This is a genomic window from Formosa agariphila KMM 3901 (genome assembly GCF_000723205.1).
Taxonomy (GTDB): Bacteria; Bacteroidota; Bacteroidia; order Flavobacteriales; family Flavobacteriaceae; genus Formosa; species Formosa agariphila.
On record NZ_HG315671.1, the window covers coordinates 215,440 to 234,512 of the forward strand.

Annotated in this window: 13 protein-coding genes; 4 read left to right on the top strand and 9 right to left on the bottom strand. The window is 35.0% G+C overall.

Translation table 11 applies throughout. From position 1 onward, the window contains the following. Nucleotides 1-122: 122 nt before the first annotated feature. The 7 genes from BN863_RS00850 to BN863_RS00880 all read right to left on the bottom strand — a co-directional run bounded on the left by BN863_RS00850 (nt 123) and on the right by BN863_RS00880 (nt 12,272). Nucleotides 123-1,910, bottom strand: coding sequence for a chloride channel protein (locus BN863_RS00850; protein ID WP_038526289.1), 1,788 nt, complete (start codon nt 1,908-1,910; stop codon nt 123-125). A 49-nt stretch (nt 1,911-1,959) separates the two neighbouring features. Beyond that, nucleotides 1,960-3,753 carry a chloride channel protein gene (locus BN863_RS00855; protein ID WP_038526292.1) on the bottom strand — a complete coding sequence of 598 codons (1,794 nt, stop codon included), beginning with the start codon at nt 3,751-3,753 and terminating at the stop codon, nt 1,960-1,962. A 41-nt stretch (nt 3,754-3,794) separates the two neighbouring features. Continuing rightward, complete coding sequence (gene aspS / locus BN863_RS00860) at nt 3,795-5,549, bottom strand: aspartate--tRNA ligase (RefSeq protein WP_038526295.1); 1,755 nt, start codon at nt 5,547-5,549, stop codon at nt 3,795-3,797. Nucleotides 5,550-5,653: 104 nt separating this feature from the next. After that, nucleotides 5,654-9,133: an efflux RND transporter permease subunit gene (locus tag BN863_RS00865; RefSeq protein WP_038526298.1), complete on the bottom strand. Its 3,480-nt coding sequence runs from the start codon at nt 9,131-9,133 to the stop codon at nt 5,654-5,656. Nucleotides 9,134-9,142: 9 nt separating this feature from the next. Beyond that, on the bottom strand, nt 9,143-10,309 hold the full coding sequence (locus BN863_RS00870; RefSeq protein ID WP_038526300.1) for an efflux RND transporter periplasmic adaptor subunit: 1,167 nt from the start codon (nt 10,307-10,309) through the stop codon (nt 9,143-9,145). A gap of 11 nt (nt 10,310-10,320) precedes the next feature. Further along, a complete protein-coding gene (locus BN863_RS00875; RefSeq protein WP_038526302.1) occupies nt 10,321-11,664 on the bottom strand; it encodes a TolC family protein in 1,344 nt (447 codons plus the stop codon). Then, complete coding sequence (locus BN863_RS00880; protein WP_038526305.1) at nt 11,664-12,272, bottom strand: TetR/AcrR family transcriptional regulator; 609 nt, start codon at nt 12,270-12,272, stop codon at nt 11,664-11,666. The genes BN863_RS00875 and BN863_RS00880 overlap by 1 nt, the downstream gene beginning before the upstream one ends. A 131-nt stretch (nt 12,273-12,403) precedes the next feature. On the opposite strand from BN863_RS00880, the gene BN863_RS00885 reads away from it, so the two are divergent. Together BN863_RS00885 and BN863_RS00890 are read left to right on the top strand one after the other, a co-directional pair. Then, nucleotides 12,404-13,378: a polyprenyl synthetase family protein gene (locus BN863_RS00885; protein WP_038526308.1), complete on the top strand. Its 975-nt coding sequence runs from the start codon at nt 12,404-12,406 to the stop codon at nt 13,376-13,378. A gap of 9 nt (nt 13,379-13,387) precedes the next feature. Next, the gene (locus BN863_RS00890) at nt 13,388-13,738 is read left to right on the top strand and encodes a hypothetical protein (RefSeq protein ID WP_038526312.1); all 351 of its coding nucleotides are present in this window, start codon (nt 13,388-13,390) and stop codon (nt 13,736-13,738) included. Between the two features lie 121 nt (nt 13,739-13,859). Here BN863_RS00890 and BN863_RS18580 read toward each other — a convergent pair whose 3' ends face one another. Both BN863_RS18580 and BN863_RS00900 read right to left on the bottom strand, forming a co-directional pair. Continuing rightward, a complete protein-coding gene (locus BN863_RS18580) occupies nt 13,860-13,997 on the bottom strand; it encodes a hypothetical protein (protein WP_038526315.1) in 138 nt (45 codons plus the stop codon). 56 nt (nt 13,998-14,053) lie between these two features. Beyond that, nucleotides 14,054-14,581, bottom strand: coding sequence for a porin family protein (locus BN863_RS00900; RefSeq protein WP_038526318.1), 528 nt, complete (start codon nt 14,579-14,581; stop codon nt 14,054-14,056). Nucleotides 14,582-14,699: 118 nt separating this feature from the next. On the opposite strand from BN863_RS00900, the gene BN863_RS00905 reads away from it, so the two are divergent. Continuing rightward, the gene (locus BN863_RS00905; protein WP_038526320.1) at nt 14,700-17,459 is read left to right on the top strand and encodes a 2-oxoglutarate dehydrogenase E1 component; all 2,760 of its coding nucleotides are present in this window, start codon (nt 14,700-14,702) and stop codon (nt 17,457-17,459) included. A gap of 34 nt (nt 17,460-17,493) precedes the next feature. Next, on the top strand, nt 17,494-18,708 hold the full coding sequence (odhB, locus tag BN863_RS00910) for a 2-oxoglutarate dehydrogenase complex dihydrolipoyllysine-residue succinyltransferase (RefSeq protein WP_038526323.1): 1,215 nt from the start codon (nt 17,494-17,496) through the stop codon (nt 18,706-18,708). Nucleotides 18,709-19,073: the final 365 nt, after the last annotated feature.

Genomic DNA, 19,073 nt, shown 5'->3' on the forward strand with positions numbered 1-19,073 from the left:
TAGTCGTTTGCCTCGCTTATAATATTAAATGCGATACTATTTAATATGGTTTCGGTGTTAAGTGATGTAGTGTGGATTTATAGGATTGGCGTAACTATTTGAAGTTTATTACTCTTATAACTTTAACTTGTAAATTCTATAAGTTGATGTCTATAGGCCGTTAAAAGCTTCGATTTAGAGATGTAGCCATAGTATTTTTCATTTTTAATTACTGGTAAATTCCATGCGCCGCTTGTTTTAAATTTATCCATAATTACGTTCATGGAATCTTTATCGTAATCAATTAGACTTACAGGTACTTGCATTAGGTTTGAGACATTAACGGTGTCGTACTTATCTATGTCAAACATAATATGTCTAATGTCGTCTAACCTTAACGATCCTAAAAATTCATGGTTGTCATTAACAACAGGAAAGTGGTTTCGTGATGATTTAGACACTGCATTTTTTAAAATATGCCCAAGTTTCATATCGGGTTTTAAAATGATAAAATTTTTTTCAATAACCTTATCAATATCCAAAACCATGAGTACATTTTTATCTTTATCGTGTGTCATAAGTTCACCACGTTCGGCCAATTTCATGGTATAAATAGAGTGAGATACATAGTGTTTTGTAATGGCAAACGAAATGGCAGAAACTATCATTAAAGGCACAAATAACTCGTAACCACTTGTAATTTCAGCAATAAGGAAAATCGCTGTAAGCGGGGCATGAAGTACGCCTGCCATGAGTCCGGTCATGCCAATAAGTGTAAAATTGGTTTCGGAGACATGAAAACCAAATCCTATATTGTTAATTATTTTAGCGCATGCATGTCCTAATGTAGAGCCCATAACAAGCGTTGGGATAAAAATACCACCTACACCTCCGGCTCCAAAAGTAGTGGTCATGGCAATGGCTTTAAATGCCGAAATCCCTAAAAGCAGAAGAATAACAATCCAAATGTTTGATAAATCTACATTAAAAGGCGTGTGCCCAATGGCAGTGATGTGATCGCCTTTTAAAAGATTATTCATAAGGCCGTAACCTTCACCGTAAAGTTGAGGAATAAAATACAACATGGTACCAATGGCAACACCTCCTATTAAAAGACGCAAAGCCCGACTTTCAAATTGCTTAAAGAAGGCTGTAATGGCGAAAAATACTTTCGAAAAATAGATAGATGCCAATGCAGTTACCAAACCTAGCAGGATGTAAAACGGGATGTCTTCAACCATAAATTGTTCTATCAATTTAAAATTAAGTAGAACATCGGTTCCTAAAAACAAATAGGAGGTGACCACAGCCGAAATAGACGCTAGTAAAAGCGGAACTAAAGAAACAAAAGCAATATCCAGGCTAAAAATTTCGACAGCAAAAACTATTGCTGCTAACGGCGCTTTAAACATGGAAGCCATAGCGCCGGCAGCCGCACAACCTATTAAAAGCATTCTGGTTTTTGTATTCATATGAAACAATTGGGCGGTGTTGGAACCCAATGCTGCACCTATACTAACGGCAGGCCCTTGTAATCCTACAGATCCCCCAAATCCAGCAGTTAATGGCGCTGTAATTAAAGAGGCGTAAATATTATATCTAGGAATGATACCGTTGAGTTTTGAAATGGCATGCAAAGTTGATGAAATACCGTGTCCGATATGTTTTTTTAGCCAGGTTTGTTTAATAATGTAAACCAGTAAAAGACCAATAATTGGAAGTACAAAGTATAAGGCGCTTTCTGAATCTTTAAATATATCTAAGTCAAAAAGTGAACGAATAAAATAGGTGAGGTTTTTAAGAATTACCGTGCCCATTCCTGATAAAAAGCCAATAAGTATACTAAGGATATAAACAAACTGCCGTTCGGAAATATGTTTGTATTTCCAAATTAAAAATTGGCGAAGAAGGGGTTTTGTGCTAAATGGCATAGTATAAAAATACTAAAAAAAACTCGTAATTAGATTTCGTTTTCAGGCGTTAGCTTGTGAAATTAATAAGCTGACGACGATACGCGGTAAGTAATTTTGATTTAGAAATGAATCCGATATATTTATCATCTCTAATAACCGGTAAGTTCCATGCACCAGAATCTTGAAACTTCTTCATAATATCTTTCATCCTGTCGTTGTGTAAATCGATGATTTCTGGTGGCGCTTGCATCACATCACGTGCTACCACTTCTTTATATAAGGTTTGATCGAACATAATAGGTCTAATATCATCCAGCAGAATAATACCCTCAATTTTTTTAGTCTTCACATTAATAACAGGGAATATGTTTCGATTAGATTTTACCACAGCTTTATGCACGATGTCGCCTAAGTTCATATCTGGGCTAACTTTTACAAACTTGGTTTCAATTAAAGCTTCAATATTCATTAACGTTAATACAGCTTGATCTTTGTCGTGCGTAATTAAATCCCCTTTTCTAGCCAACTCCATGCTGTACACAGAATATGGTAAGAAGTATTTGGTAACAATAAAACAAATAACAACCGTAATCATTAACGGGATAAATAATTTATAACCACCAGTTAATTCTGCAATTAAGAAAATAGCGGTTAGTGGGGCTTGTAAGACACCTCCAAGAACACCTGCCATACCAACTAGTGTGAAATTACTCTCGGATAAATGCAGCTTAAAAAAGCCTAAAGTATTTATGAATTTAGCAAACCCGAAGCCTAAAACAGAGCCCATGAACAGACTAGGAGAGAAGATACCACCAATACCACCGGCTCCAAAAGTAAGCGCACTTGCTATCACTTTAAATATTATTAATCCTAATAATAAAGCTAGAATGGCCCAATTGTTTGTAATGTCTATATGTAAGAAGTTGTCGGTAACAACATCGTTAAAATTACCAGTAACCATATTGTTTATCACTTCAAATCCTTCACCATAAAGTGGTGGAATAAAAAATACGATAACACCTAGACCTATTCCTCCAATTAGTAATCGTTTAATAGGCGACTTAATGTTGTCAAATAAATCGTGAAAGAAGGCATAAACCTTAGTGAAGTAAATGGATGTTAGTGCTGCTAAAATACCAAAGATTATAAAAAAAGGAACTTGTTCGAGTGTGAAAACATCAACCAATTGGAACGGTAAAATCGTATCTGAACCGTAGAAAAAATACGATAATAAAACACCCGAAATGGACGATATTAGAAGCGGTAATAAAGAGATTAACGTTAGGTCTAAACTAAACACTTCAATCGCAAAAATTATGGCTGCAATGGGAGCTTTAAAAATACAAGCTATAGCACCGGCCGCTGCACACCCCATTAATAAAGTACGTGTTGCTTGGTTGGTATGAAACAATCTAGAGATGTTAGAGCTTATCGCAGCTGCAGTAGATACCGTTGGTCCTTCTAAACCTACAGATCCACCAAATCCGACCGTTAAAGGAGCGGTTAACAATGCTGAAAACATTTGATATTGTCTCATAATTCCTTTTTTCTTCGCAATGGCGCGAAGTGTCGAAGGAATTCCATGACCAAATTCTTGGCGAACAACATATTTTTTTACCAAATACGTTAAAGTTAAACCTACTAGAGGAAACAGAAAGTAAAACGGGTGATGGTAGCCACTAACCACTTTAGTTTCTATGAGATGTTGAATGTAGTGCGTAGAATTTTTAAGAATTACAGCACCTAAACCTGCAATTAAACCGACAACAATACTTAAAAAATACACAAAATTCCTATGGCTAACATGTTTCGTTTTCCAAAGAAGAAATCTTGTAAGCAGTGATTTTTTTTGAGTTGGCATAATTAAAGTTTAAAAATCCCGCATAGGCGGGATTTAATTTTTTATGATTTTATGTTTAATTTTAAGCTAAGCTCGTCAAGCTGTTCATCGTCTATTCTTGATGGCGCATCAATCATAACATCTCGACCAGAATTGTTTTTTGGGAATGCAATAAAATCCCGAATGGTTTCTTGTCCGCCTAAAATTGCTACCAAGCGGTCTAGACCAAATGCTAACCCACCGTGTGGTGGTGCACCATATTCAAAAGCGTCCATTAAGAATCCGAATTGTGCTCTTGCATCTTCTTCAGAGAAGCCTAAGTGTTTTAACATGATAGCTTGCGTCGCTTTATCGTGAATACGAATAGAACCTCCTCCAATTTCATTACCATTTAAAACTAAATCGTAAGCATTGGCTTTTACTTCTCCAGGATTAGTATCTAATAATTCTATTTGTCCTGGTTTTGGAGATGTAAATGGGTGGTGCATGGCGTGGTAACGCTCAGTGTCTTCATCCCATTCTAAAAGCGGGAAGTCCATAACCCATAGCGGAGCAAATACTTTAGGGTCTCTTAATCCTAAACGTTCTGCTAACTCCATACGTAAGGCGCTTAATTGTGCGCGCACTTTATCTTTTGGTCCAGAAAGTACACACACTAAATCGCCTGCTTTGGCATTTGTAATTTCAGCCCATTTTGCTAAATCGTCTTGATCGTAAAATTTATCTACAGAAGATTTAAATGATCCATCGTCATTACAACGCGAATAAATCATACCTAAAGCTCCAACTTGCGGACGCTTTACCCATTCGATTAATTTGTCTATTTCTTTACGAGTGTAACTGTTTCCGCCAGGAACTGCTATACCAACAACAAGTTCGGCATCATTAAAAACTTTAAAGTCTTTATGTTGTGTTACCGCGTTTAATTCTCCAAACTCCATTCCGAAACGGATGTCTGGTTTATCGTTTCCGTATAAACGCATCGCATCGTCGTAAAGCATTCTTGGGAATTTTTCAATCTCTACACCATTAACTTCTTTAAGTAAGTGACGTGTTAACCCTTCAAATACATCTAAAATATCGTCTTGCTCTACAAACGCCATTTCACAGTCTATTTGTGTAAATTCTGGCTGTCTGTCGGCACGTAAATCCTCATCTCTAAAACACTTTACAATTTGAAAATATTTATCCATACCTCCAACCATAAGCAATTGTTTAAAGGTTTGTGGCGATTGTGGTAAAGCGTAAAATTGTCCTTCGTTCATTCTAGAAGGCACAACAAAATCACGAGCCCCTTCTGGAGTCGATTTAATTAAGTATGGTGTTTCCACTTCAATAAAGTCTTGATTAGAAAGGAAATTTCTAACCTCTTGAGTTACTTTATGACGGAAAATTAAGTTGTTTTTTACAGGATTACGACGGATATCTAAGTAACGATATTTCATGCGTAATTCTTCCCCACCATCGGTTTTATCGTCAATAGTAAAAGGAGGCGTTAAAGAAGTATTTAAAATTGTTAATTCAGAAACTAAAATTTCAATATCTCCAGTAGGAATATTTGGGTTTTTAGAATCACGCTCTATAACTGTTCCCTTAACTTGAATAACGTACTCACGACCCAATTTCTGAGCCTGATCCATCATGGCTTTAGGTGTGCGTTCTTCATCAAAAATAAGTTGAGTAATACCGTAACGGTCGCGTAAATCTACCCAAACCATAAATCCTTTGTCACGTACTTTTTGTACCCAACCTGAAAGTGTTACTTCATTATTTATATGAGACGATCTTAGTTCGCCACAATTATTACTTCTATACATATCTAAATTTTTGCTGTGCAAATTTAATGAAGATAAATGATTATAAACTAAAAAATCCGAAGCATTATACTTCGGATTTTTTAGTTTGTTATTTAAACGTAATGTTAGGTATTTACAGAAACGATACGTTTTTTAGATAACCATACCTTAAATTTTGTAATTAGGTAGAAAAATACCGGTACAACAATCAAGGTTAGGAATGTAGCTACAAATAGTCCGTAAATTACAGTCCAAGCTAAAGGTCCCCAGAATACCACGTTATCTCCTCCAATATAAATGTTAGGATTAAAATCGCTAACCAATGTAAAGAAGTTAATATTTAATCCGATTGCTAATGGAATAAGTCCTAAAATAGTTGTGATTGCTGTTAATAATACGGGACGTAAACGTGCTTTTCCTGCTTGTACAATACACTCGTAAAAATCATCATGTTCTAAGTATTCATCATCATTTAAACCTAATTGAATTTTCTTTCTGTCTATAAGCAGTTGGGCGTAATCTAGAAGTACAACTCCGTTGTTTACTACAATACCTGCTAGTGATATAATTCCCATCATGGTCATCATAATCACAAAAGCATCTCCGGTAATTACTAATCCACCAAATACTCCGATAAAACTTAAGAAAATAGCCAACATAATTATTCCTGGCTTAGATACCGAATTGAATTGGAAAATCAGGATGAAAAAGATAAGCGATAGTCCAGTGAAGAATGCACCTAATAAAAATTTCATTTGCTTATTTTGCTCTTCAATCTGACCTGTGTAATCAATTTTCACATCGGCAGGTAAATTAGTGAACGTTTTCATTTCTCTTTGTATCTGACTCACAATAGCTGCGGCGTCTGTATATCCAGGAGATAAAGCAGAATACACAGTTACCACACGTTTTGTGTCTTTGTGTTTAATGGCATTATAACCTGAAGTGTTGCTTTGTTTTGCTACAGCCGACACCGGGATTTCTTTAATTTTCCCCGTATTGTCTCTAAATGTAATTTTCTGATTAAAAATGGCACTTGTGTTATATCTATTGGCTTCATTAAAACGCACATAGATATCGTAATCGTCTCCGTCTTCTTTGTAAACACCAGCTTTACTACCAAAAATAGAATTACGTAACTGTGTTCCTACTTGACTAGCACTAACGCCTAGTTCTCCAGATTTTGCACGGTCTACTTCTACCAACATGGTTGGTTTGCCTTTGTTAACATCAATCTTTAATTCGTCGATACCTGCGATATTTTTTTCGTTGATAAAATCGCGCATGTTTTGAGCTAAACCTATAAGTTGATCGTAATCGTTTCCTTCTATTTCAATATTAATAGGAGAACCTGCTGGCGGTCCGTTTTGATCTTTTTCAACAGAAATTAAAACTCCAGGATAAATACCAACTAATGCTTTTTGTACTTTTTGACGTAGTAATTCACTATCTGCACCACGTCTAAATTTGTACTCACGCATAGACGCTGTAATTTTAGCTTTATGAGGCATTTCTGCTGCCGAACCTCCATCGGTTTGTGGATTTCCAGCACCTTCACCAACTTGCGAAACGGCACTTTCTACTAAGAAATTATAGTCGCCATCTTTATATTCGTCATCATCGAGAACGGCGTATACTTTTTTCTCTATTTCCTTAGTGATTGTATTTGTTTTTTCGATATCAGTTCCTTCAGGATATTCTATATATACAATAATCTGATTGGGTTTGTTATCTGGAAAAAATTCAACTTTAGTACGTTGAGATGCTAAGGAAGCACCAAAAGCGATAAATGAAACAATTAAACCTACAAACGTAATAATGGTAATAAATGCAGGCCACTTTTTGCTAAGGGCACGACGTAATTCACGTTCGTACAGATTCTCGAACTTAACCAAGATTTTAGTTTGGAAGGTGTTTGCCATTTTACGTAAAAACAATCTGTAAATCCATAGCATAGCTGAGGTGAAAAGCATTAATCCTCCTAATCCTCTGTAGTCTCCTCCAAATATTAAAATAAGTATACCAATTGCCGAAACAATACTTGTTACTGTAATAATATTCTTTAAAGGCATATCGACATCTTCAATAGTCATGAATTTAGATACCAATACCGAGTTAAAGAAAATGGCAACGATTAGGGAAGACCCTAGTACGGTTGATAGTGTAATAGGAAGAAGAATCATAAATTTTCCCATAACTCCAGGCCAAAGTCCTAGCGGAATAAACGCGGCCACTGTAGTTGCTGTAGAAATGATAATTGGGAAAGCAATTTCGCCAATACCAACTTTAGCAGCTTTCTTTCGGCTCATGCCTTCCTCGTCCATTAAACGATATACGTTTTCTACAACCACAATACCGTTATCTACTAGCATTCCTAGTCCCATAATAAGACCAAACAATACCATAGTGTTTAATGTGTAACCCAAGAAGTCTAATATCATTAAAGACATAAACATAGACATCGGGATGGCGAACCCTACAAAAAGTGCATTTTTAAATCCTAAGAAGAACATTAATACTGTAATTACAAGGATAACACCAAAAATAATATTGTTTACCAAATCGTCTACTGCCCCAATAGTAACCGAAGATTGGTCGTTTGTAATAGTTACGGTTAAATCTGCTGGGAATACATTTTCTTTGGTATCGGCAACAATTTGTTGAATTTGTTCTGCAGCATCTACCATGTTTTTTCCTGCTCGTTTTTTAACATCTAACATTACAACACGGTGTCCGAATTCTCGAGCATACGTTGTTCTGTCTTTTTCTTTAAACGAGACGCTAGCGACATCTTTCAAGTAAATAGGGTTGCCGTTATCGGCTTTAATAACAAAATTATTAAGCAATTCAGGGTCTTCAACTTCACCTAAAATTCGAATAGTACGGCGTTGTCCGCTAGTAATTAAATTTCCGGCAGACATGGTTACGTTTCCTCCACGAACGGTATTAATAACATCGTCGAAACTCACCTGGGCAGCCATCATTTTATAAATATCTACCGCAATTTCTACTTCCTTTTCTTGAGCACCACGAATGTCTACTTGCTTAATTTCTGCAAGGTCTTCAATTTCATCTTGAAGATATTCACCAAAATCTTTTAATTTATCTACTGGATAATCTCCAGAGATGTTAATGTTAAGAATTGGCATTTCTTCCGATAGGTTTAAATCGAACGCATTAGGCTCTACCTTAGCATCGTTAAATGTAGGCCAGTCTTCGCCAGCGGTTTCAGAATCTATTTCGTCTTTAACCTTTTGTTTTGCAGCTTCAACAGAAATATCTTCGTCGAATTCTACAATAATCATAGAGTAATCTTCCTGAGATGTAGATGTGATTTCTACGACATTACTTATGGTTTTTAACTTGTCTTCTAAAGGGTCTGTTATTAGTTTTTCAATATCTTCTGCAGTGTTTCCAGGATATATTGAACTCACGTATATTTTTGTTTCTACAACTTCTGGGAAACTTTCACGAGGCATGTGGTAATAAGCAGTAATTCCTAAATAGAAAATTACAGCCATTAACACATATATCGTGGTTTTGTTATTAATTGCCCACGACGACATTCCGAATTCTTTGTCGATTTTCTTTTTGTGTTTTGTCATGATTTAGGCTTAATATTTAATAACTTTTACTGTTTGTCCGTCTCTAACACTACGCGCACCTTCATTAATAATTTCTGTACCCGCTTCGATACCGCTTAGTACTTCTATGATATCGCCTTGCGTTTTTCCGGTTTTAATAATTACGCGTTCTGCAACACCTTCGTCGTTAGCCTCTTTGTTTTTTACAGCATAAATATATTGTTCGCCGTTTGCGTTTTCAGAAATGATACTTAACGGAATTAATACCGCATTTTCGTTGGTGTAATCGTTAATTCTAAGTTTTGCAGTTAGGTTAGGCTTAATGTTCTTTTCTTTATTTGGTACAGCAACTTCAACTTTAAAAGTTCTGTTTGCTGGGTTAATAAAATTACTAGCCTGACGTATTTTTGTTTCTACAGATGTTCCTAAAACTGGAAATTCAACTTTTACTTGTTTTCCTTCTACCACATCTGTGATGTAATTTTCTGGAACTTCTGTTTCGATATACATATCTTTAAGATTCACAATTCGGATTAATTGCGACTGTCCTGGCATAACAACACTACCTTGGTCTGTAATAATATCGTCGATTACACCAGAAAAAGGTGCTACAATTGTTGTTTTAGCCAATTGAGATTTTAACTGATTTACCGATTGCTCTTGAGCTTCGTACGATGATTTAGCTTGAAGAAACTGAATTTCACTACCAATCTTTTGGTCCCAAAGACGTTTCTGACGTTCGAAAGTGGTTTCGGCTAAAGCCAATTGAATTTCCATTTGCGCCACTTGTTGTTCTAATCCACCATCGTCTATTTTAGCTAGAGCTTGTCCTTTACTAACTGTTTGTCCTTCTTTAACAAATACATTCTGAAGAATTCCAGATGTTTCTGGGTAAATCACAATATTTTGTTTGGTTTGCACACTTCCTTGTAATTCTAAATAGTGTACAAAGTTTTCTGAAACCGCCTTAACCGTTGTTACTAATGGTAGTTTTTTGGTGTCGTCTAGCGATTCAATTTTTTCATCGATTAATTTAATTTGATCACTTAATGCAATTTGCTGTGTTTCTAACTCTGTACGTTTGGCACGAATGTTTTCTAAGTTACCTTCGGCTAAAATTTCATCTACAGATTTTTCTTTTCCTCCGCAAGAAATGAATAGAAAAGTAAGTGCGGCTAGTGTATATATGTGTTTCATTGTTGTGTTTTTTAGTTGTTTAAATTGCTTAAAATAGCGTCTAATTCAGCTTTTTTGTTGATGATGTCTAGCATGGATTGAAGATATTCTTGTTGCGCAGAATATAACTGAGTTTGTGCTTGACGTAAATCGAAACTTGAAGAAATTCCTTCAAAAAATTTAGTTTCGTTTTTACGTTCTATACGTTCTGCTAATTCTAAATTTTCTTTTTTATTAGAATAATCTTCAATGGCGTATTGGTATTCGCTTTTAGCAGTTGCGATTTGAAATTTAAGTTGTTGCTCGGTATCAATTAAATTCTCATTTGCTATCTCTAAATCTATTCTAGCTTGTTGTGTTGCGGCAGAACGTCCTAAAGAACTAAAAATAGGAATACTTAAATTCACACCAAACATTGAAGAACCGTACCATTTTTGATTGTTATTAAAAAAGCCAAAATCTTCGCCGAAAGCGCTATACCCACCATTTACAAAGGCGCTTAGTGTTGGCATCCCATCACTCATAGCTAATTTTACGAATAAATCTTTTGTTTCCACATCGTTTTCGGCAATACGATAATCGATGGTGTTTTCTACACTTTCGTCGGCAGCCAACGCTTCTAAAGATGTGTATTGTAAAGCTAGAACTTCAAGGTCGTCTGTAAGCGTTGTATCTGTATTTAAATCGATACCTAATGTGATGTTTAACATTTGATACGATAACACATTTAAACGTTTTACATTGTTTAAATCGCTAATTAAACCAGACAATGTAATTTTAATTTGTTCTACACTTTCTTCTTCTTCTAGACCATTTTCAAATGTTTTTTGAATTTCATCTAAATTAGATTCTAGTATGGCTTTATTACTTTCTAGAATCTGTAGACTTTCTTCTGTTAGTAATACATTTCCGTAGGCATTTATTACTGCTTTACGTACTTCAAGGTCTGTTTTGACTTTAGAATTTTCAGAAATTTCTAAATAGACTTTTGCGGCTTGTAAACCTACAATGTACGACCCGTCGAACAATAACTGGTTTAAAGTAGCCATAGCGCCAATGTTTTGTTTAGGGCTAAATTCTACTGGAATAAATGTACCTGCAGGGCCTCCTGCAATTTCTCCTGGAAGTAACGATACTTGTTGTTTAATCCAGTTTTGATAATCGACATTAGCACTAATTTGTGGTAAACCCGTAGCTGTAGTTTCCCATTTTTGCTCTTCGGCGATTTCTATGTCTCTAGCAGCATTTTTTACTGTTCTGTTATGTATTAAGGCATAATCTATGGCCTCTTGTAAACTAAAGGCAACGGGAGTCTCTTGAGCGAAGACCGCAACATTTAGACATAAACTAAATAATATGATTAGTTTGTTTCTCATTATTGGATTTTTGATTGTTGTGTTTTTTTATTTAAAAAATCTAAGCCCTTAGGGGTACAAATTCCTCTTAGATGGTATTCTAGGTAGTGACTAAGTGAGTCTTCTAAGTTGAACTGATCTGTAGGGAATATTTCGTTATCCTTCATAGAGCCCATAGCACTGAAGTATATTCTAGAAATAAAATCTACATTTAAGTTCGTTCTATAAAGTCCAGCATGTATACCGCGATTTAAATTATCGCTAACACATTTATTCATCGCTTCAAATTGTTTTTGTTTTACAATGGAATAAATTTTTGGATAGTATTTTTTAAACTGATATTCTATAGATATCTTTTGGTTTTTCATGTGACTGATGATAAAATCCTTGGTGTTGAAAAGTTCGTCAATAGGATTGGCTTCTAACTTAAAGATATCATCAATCGATTCAGAAATACATTCAAATTTGAAAATAGCAGTTGCTTCAACGAGCTTTGTTTTTGTTGCGAAATATTGGTAAATGGTTTTTTTAGAGATTCCCATCTCGTTCGCAATATCGTCCATAGTTACACTCTTAAATCCTAGATTCGAGAATAACTCTGCCGATTTCATTATTATTTTGTTTTTCATTCGCTTTTAAATTCGGTGCAAATATAGACAAGGAAACTTTAGAAACAAATAAAGTTTCCAAAGTTTTAATGCTATGTTAACATTGACTAAACACTTTGCTATTATTTCGTTTATTCTGTTATTTTTGTCCTATGCAAAACATACTATTTTATCAAGAGGAATTTATTTCCTTCTTAAAGGACTATAAAACGGATAGAGAGCCGCAATCTTTATACGAACCGATAACTTATATCTTAAATTTAGGTGGAAAGCGTTTAAGACCTGTTTTAACATTAATGTCTGCCGAAATCTTTAACACCGATTATAAGCTTGCGCTTAATGCAGCTTTAAGCATAGAGGTGTTTCATAACTTCTCGTTAGTGCATGACGATATTATGGACGATGCGCCTTTACGTCGTGGAAATCAAACGGTTCACGAAAAATGGGATGTTAATACAGGGATTTTATCTGGAGATGCGATGTTAATTATGGCCTATCAACTGTTCGAAAATTACGAGCCTGAAGTCTTTAGAGATTTAGCAAAGTTATTTAGTAAAACAGCTTTAGAAGTTTGCGAGGGTCAGCAATACGACGTCGATTTCGAAAATCGTGATGATGTTACAATTCCGGAATATTTAAAAATGATTGAGTTTAAAACCGCTGTTTTGGTAGGTGCTGCCATGCAAATGGGAGCGATCGTAGCTAGGGCTTCGGAAGTAGAACAGCAAGGGATTTATAGTTTTGGTAGAAATTTAGGAATTGCCTTTCAATTACAAGACGATTATCTGGATGCTTTTGGAGACCCAAAAACATTTGGAAAACAAGTAGGAGGAGATATAATAGAGAATAAAAAAACCTTCTTATATTTAAAAGCATTAGAGTTTTCTGAAGCCGAACAGCAGCAAGAACTTCAAGATTTGTTTAGTATAAGTCCAACAGACAGTAATGATAAGGTTCAGTCTGTAAAAAATTTATTTCTTAGTAGTGGCGCTGCAGATGCTACAACTAAAGAAATTGAAAACTATACAAAACAAGCCTTTTCTGTGTTAGAGACTTTAGATATAAGTACAGATAAAAAGAATTTATTAAAAGCCTTTGGTGAAAATTTAATGACCCGTAAGGTTTAAACGTCTGTTGTGAAAAATTTAGAAACTATACAAGACTTGTTGAATACATCGTTGCAATACGAGTTATACGGTAATTTGGTATTTCAACTTAATAAAGATTTCCGGTTGGCAAATGTCGATTTCGATGTGGAGCAAACTATTCTTCCAGACGAATTAAAACTTCAGCTTCATGAAGCCGTGTATCAGTTAATTCAAAATGCTTTTGCTGAATATTTAAATCTGCTGTACATTATTGATGTTTCTGAGGAGCAAATTAAAACTTTAGATGGTAGCGATACCTTAAAGTTGTCTGAAGAAGTTGCGTTTCTAATACTGAAACGCGAATGGCAAAAAGTGTGGTTTAAACATCAATATAAATAAGAATTAGAACCTAGTATTGAATAATAGGTTCTTTACTTTAAGTTGTCTTATCTATATATACCAGAATAATGTATTAACATATTTCTAAATTAAGGGAATCTATGTATAATAAGGATTTTGGTTAAAACATATTAAAGACAGCGCCTAATAACCAATATAAGATTAGGAATACAACAACTGTTCCAATACAACCGCATTTTCCGCCACCTATTTTTTTAGCGCCCCAAGCAGCTCCAATAATTCTGAGTAGTTTTTCCATGTTTTTATTTTTTCTGAAAACTACAAAATTAAAATTCTAGAAATTAACCCAATCGGTTAGAAATATACTCTAATAAATGGTGCCCATGGTGAAGCGTAGATACTCTTATAATCATCGTAAAGTACATCGTAACGCACACCAACGGTTACATGGTTAGTTTGGTAACCTATACCAAGAAGTAGTGCTGGAGACCAGTATTTTTCATCTTGATAAAGTATTAAGTCGTTGTCGTATTTTCTATTTACATGTAATTGTTGGTATTCAGCAGAGAGTTGAATATTTGGTATCGGGTTAAAAAGGCCCGTAAGTGTACCACCAAGAATAGTCGATTTATAAAAATCTTTTTGAGAGTTGTAAGTAAAGTTTAATCCGGCACCAAAAGCAAATTGAGGATTGACTTGATAGATGGCAGAAGGCTCTAAGGTTCCGCTAAAAAAATTACTCCCAAAACTTAGTCCAATACCTCCTCCAAATTTAATATTATCTGAAAAACTTGCGGTTTGTGCAGAAATATTCTTAAAACACAATGTAAATATTAGGATTAAGATTGTGTTATTAATAATAAATGAGTTGTTTTTGGTCATAGTTCGAAAAAAAAGTGAGTAAAATACTGTTATAAATATAATAAAATTACACCTAAGTTTAGTAAAAATTGTATTTTTGACAAAATTTTGTCAAAGCGAGAATTTCTCAAATAATATAATGGATAAATATTCCTTTTTAAACGCAGCACCCACAGCATACTTTGCTGAACTATACGACCAATACTTACAAAACCCTGATTCTGTAGAGCCTAGTTGGAGAGCTTTCTTTCAAGGTTATGATTTTGGTAGCGAAAACGATATCGTAGACGAAGAACAAATGGAGAATTTCTCCTGCGATCACGTCTCAGAAAATCTAACTAAAGAATTTCAAGTTGTTCAATTAATCGCTGGTTACCGTACCAGAGGACATTTGTTTACTAAAACAAATCCTGTTCGCGATCGTAGAACCTATTCGCCAACACTGGCTTTAGAAAATTTCGGATTATCTAATAGCGATTTAAACACTGTTTTTTCAGCAGGTGAAATCTTAGGTATCGGCTCTCAAACGCTACAAGAAATTATTAATCATTTAGAAAAAATATACTGCGATTCTATTGGTATAGAATACATGTATGTTAGGAACCCAGAGCGTAAAGCTTGGATTCAGAGCAAACTAAATGTTAATGATAATCAGCCTAACTTCGATGCGAATCAGAAAAAGCATATACTTAAAAAGTTAAACGAAGCGGTTTCTTTTGAAAGTTTCTTACACACTAAATACGTTGGTCAGAAACGTTTCTCACTAGAAGGTGGAGAATCTTTAATTCCAGCACTAGACGCAGTAATTGAAAAAGCAGCAGATTATGGTGTAAAAGAATTTGTAATGGGTATGGCTCACCGTGGTCGTTTAAGTACACTTACAAATATCTTTGGTAAATCGGCTAAAGACATCTTTAGTGAATTCGATGGTAAAGATTACGAAGAAGAAATCTTTGATGGTGATGTTAAATATCACTTAGGTTGGACAAGTAATCGTGAAACCAATAGCGGAAAAAAAATAAACTTAAATATTGCGCCTAATCCATCTCACTTAGAAACGGTTGGAGCAGTAGTAGAAGGTATTGTACGTGCTAAACAAGACGACAAGTATTCAGAAGACCCATCTCAAGTACTACCTATAGTAGTTCATGGTGATGCTGCTATAGCAGGTCAAGGTTTAGTTTACGAAATCGTGCAAATGGCACAATTAGATGGTTATAAAACTAACGGTACACTTCATATTGTTGTAAATAACCAAATCGGGTTTACAACAAACTATTTAGATGCACGTTCTAGTACGTATTGTACAGATGTTGCTAAAGTAACATTATCGCCAGTATTACACGTAAATGCAGACGATGTTGAAGCTGTTGTACACGCAACATTATTTGCATTAGATTTTAGAATGCACTTTAAACGCGATGTGTTTATAGATTTATTAGGATATAGAAAGTATGGGCACAACGAAGGTGATGAACCTCGTTTTACTCAGCCTAAACTATATAAAGCTATTGCTAAACATAAAAACCCGAGAGATATTTATGCAGAGAAATTAATCAATGCAGGAATTATCGATAAGGACTATGTTAATAAATTAGAAGCCGATTATAAGGCGAGTCTAGAAGAAGAATTAGAAGATTCTAGAAAAGAAGACAAAACGGTAATTACACCGTTTATGCAAGATGAGTGGCAAGATTTTGTTCGTGTAACCGAACAAGATATGATGAAACCTGTAGATACTACAGTATCTAAAGATAAATTAACTCAAATTGCAGGTGTAATTTCAGAACTACCTTCAGAAAAAAAATTCATTCGTAAAATTGAACGTCTAGTGCAAACTAGAAAAACAATGTTCGAAGAAGATAGATTAGATTGGGCTATGGCAGAACATTTAGCTTACGGAACACTTTTAGAAGAAGGTTTCGATGTTAGAATGTCTGGTCAAGATGTAGAGCGTGGTACATTCTCTCACCGTCACGCTGTAATAAAAGTAGAAGACAGTGAAGAAGAAGTTGTATTGCTAAATAATTTAAGCGACACACAAGGTAAATTCTTTATTTATAATTCATTGTTATCAGAATATGGTGTTGTAGGTTTCGATTATGGTTATGCTATGGCGAGTCCAAAAACACTAACTATTTGGGAAGCACAGTTTGGAGATTTCAGTAATGGAGCACAAATTATGTTAGACCAATATATTTCTGCAGCAGAAGATAAGTGGAAACTTCAAAACGGATTGGTCATGTTGTTACCTCATGGTTATGAAGGTCAAGGTGCAGAGCACTCATCGGCACGTATGGAGCGTTATTTACAATTATGTGCAAAAGACAATATGTTTGTTGCAGATTGTACTACACCTGCCAATATCTATCATTTGTTACGTAAACAAATGAAATCTAACTTTAGAAAACCATTAATTGTTTTCACACCTAAGAGTTTATTACGTCATCCAAAAGTAGTATCTACTGTAGATGAATTTGCAAACGGAAGTTTCCAAATGTTAATAGATGATGCAGAAGCAAAAGCAGATAAAGTAAAATCACTTGTTTTTGTAACTGGTAAATTCTATTACGATTTATTAGAAGTAAAAGAAGCGGAAGGAAGAGATGATGTAGCATTGGTGCGTATAGAACAATTATTCCCATTACCAGCAACGGCTATGAGAGAAACAATTGCAAAATACAGTAATGCAGAAGAAATAGTTTGGGCACAAGAAGAACCTAGAAATATGGGAGCTTATGCACATATGCTAATGCATTTTGAGGAAGCTAAATCATTTAGATTTGTAGCTAGACGCCCTTACGGTGCACCAGCAGCGGGTAGTTCTACACGATCTAAACGCCGTCATAAAGAAGTAATCGATTATGTTTTCGATAAGACAAAAAACAACCAACGATAATTTATAAAATAAGATTAAACTAAAATATTGAACGATGATTTTAGAAATGAAAGTACCTTCTCCTGGAGAGTCAATCACAGAAGTTGAAATAGCAACATGGTTAGTACAAGATGGTGATTATGTAGAGAAAGATCAAGCAATTGCTGAGGTTGATAGTGATAAAGCAACACTAGAACTTCCTGCTGAAGAAAGCGGAATTATAACGCTTAAAGCAGAAGAAGGAGATGCTGTTGCCGTTGGTGAGGTTGTATGTTTAATAGATACAAGTGCTGCAAAACCAGAGGGTGATGCACCAGCAGAAACTAAAAAAGAAGAAGCTCCTGCTCCAAAGGCAGAGGCTCCTAAAGCAGCTCCTGTTGCAGAAAAAACATATGCTTCTGGTACAGCAAGCCCTGCCGCTAAAAAGATTTTAGCAGAAAAAGGTATGGATGCTGCGAGTATAGTGGGTACAGGTAAAGCTGGTCGTGTAACAAAAGAAGATGCTGTTCAAGCTAAACCATCTATGGGAACTCCAACTGGAGGAAATAGAGGAGAGTCGCGTTCTAAATTATCTATGTTACGCCGTAAAGTTGCAGAACGTTTAGTGGCTGTTAAAAATGAAACAGCAATGCTTACTACGTTTAACGAAGTAGACATGTCGCCAATTTTTGCTTTAAGAAACGAATATAAAGAAGCGTTTAAAGCAAAACATGGTGTTGGTTTAGGATTTATGAGTTTCTTTACTTTAGCAGTAGTTAGAGCATTAGAAATGTATCCTGCTGTTAACTCTATGATGGACGGTAAAGAAATGTTGTCTTACGATTTTTGCGATATTAGTATTGCGGTATCTGGACCAAAAGGACTAATGGTTCCTGTAATTAGAAATGCAGAAAACTTAAGTTTTAGAGGTGTTGAGGCTGAAGTAAAGCGTTTAGCACTTCGTGCAAGAGATGGTCAGATTACAGTAGATGAAATGACTGGTGGAACATTCACTATTACAAATGGTGGTGTGTTTGGAAGTATGTTATCTACGCCTATAATTAACCCACCTCAAAGTGGAATTTTAGGAATGCACAACATTGTAGAGCGCCCAGTTGCTGTAGATGGTCAAGTGGTTATTAGACCAATTATGTATGTTGCGTTATCTTACGACCATAGAATTATTGATGGTAAGGAAAGTGTAGGATTCTTAGTTGCTGTAAAAGAAGCTTTAGAAAATCCACAAGAATTCTTAATGAATAACGATGTTAAGAGAGCTTTAGAATTATAGAGCGAACTTAATTTTTTGATTATAAATATAAAAGGGCAATCGTGAGATTGCCCTTTTATATTTAAGTTTTTACAAGTTTAACACTAATAAGTTTAGTCCAATAATTATTAAAGCAAGAATACATAGGCCTATAATAAGTGAAAAGAACTGAGGTTTGATTTTATCGTCCATAAGTCAAAGTAATTGTAGTCTTAGAGCAAATTTGAAAATCTGGTCGGTTAAGTTGGTTGTTTTCGTATTATAGTTAGTTTGTTGTAAAAGTGGTCTAAAAAAAACTCTGCACCATTACAATGCAGAGTTCTCTAAATAATTCTCCCTAAGAACTAATTAATAGCACTATAAAGGTATGAGATATTATTCTTTTA

Bases quoted from the DNA above. Each gene is read 5' to 3' on its own strand.
- BN863_RS00855 (WP_038526292.1), bottom strand. From the start codon at position 3,753: ATGCCAACTCAAAAAAAATCACTGCTTACAAGATTTCTTCTTTGGAAA.
- BN863_RS00850 (WP_038526289.1), bottom strand. From the start codon at position 1,910: ATGCCATTTAGCACAAAACCCCTTCTTCGCCAATTTTTAATTTGGAAA.
- BN863_RS00875 (WP_038526302.1), bottom strand. From the start codon at position 11,664: ATGAGAAACAAACTAATCATATTATTTAGTTTATGTCTAAATGTTGCG.
- BN863_RS00880 (WP_038526305.1), bottom strand. From the start codon at position 12,272: ATGAAAAACAAAATAATAATGAAATCGGCAGAGTTATTCTCGAATCTA.
- BN863_RS00900 (WP_038526318.1), bottom strand. From the start codon at position 14,581: ATGACCAAAAACAACTCATTTATTATTAATAACACAATCTTAATCCTA.
- odhB (WP_038526323.1), top strand. From the start codon at position 17,494: ATGATTTTAGAAATGAAAGTACCTTCTCCTGGAGAGTCAATCACAGAA.
- aspS (WP_038526295.1), bottom strand. From the start codon at position 5,549: ATGTATAGAAGTAATAATTGTGGCGAACTAAGATCGTCTCATATAAAT.
- BN863_RS18580 (WP_038526315.1), bottom strand. From the start codon at position 13,997: ATGGAAAAACTACTCAGAATTATTGGAGCTGCTTGGGGCGCTAAAAAA.
- BN863_RS00905 (WP_038526320.1), top strand. From the start codon at position 14,700: ATGGATAAATATTCCTTTTTAAACGCAGCACCCACAGCATACTTTGCT.
- BN863_RS00885 (WP_038526308.1), top strand. From the start codon at position 12,404: ATGCAAAACATACTATTTTATCAAGAGGAATTTATTTCCTTCTTAAAG.
- BN863_RS00870 (WP_038526300.1), bottom strand. From the start codon at position 10,309: ATGAAACACATATATACACTAGCCGCACTTACTTTTCTATTCATTTCT.
- BN863_RS00865 (WP_038526298.1), bottom strand. From the start codon at position 9,133: ATGACAAAACACAAAAAGAAAATCGACAAAGAATTCGGAATGTCGTCG.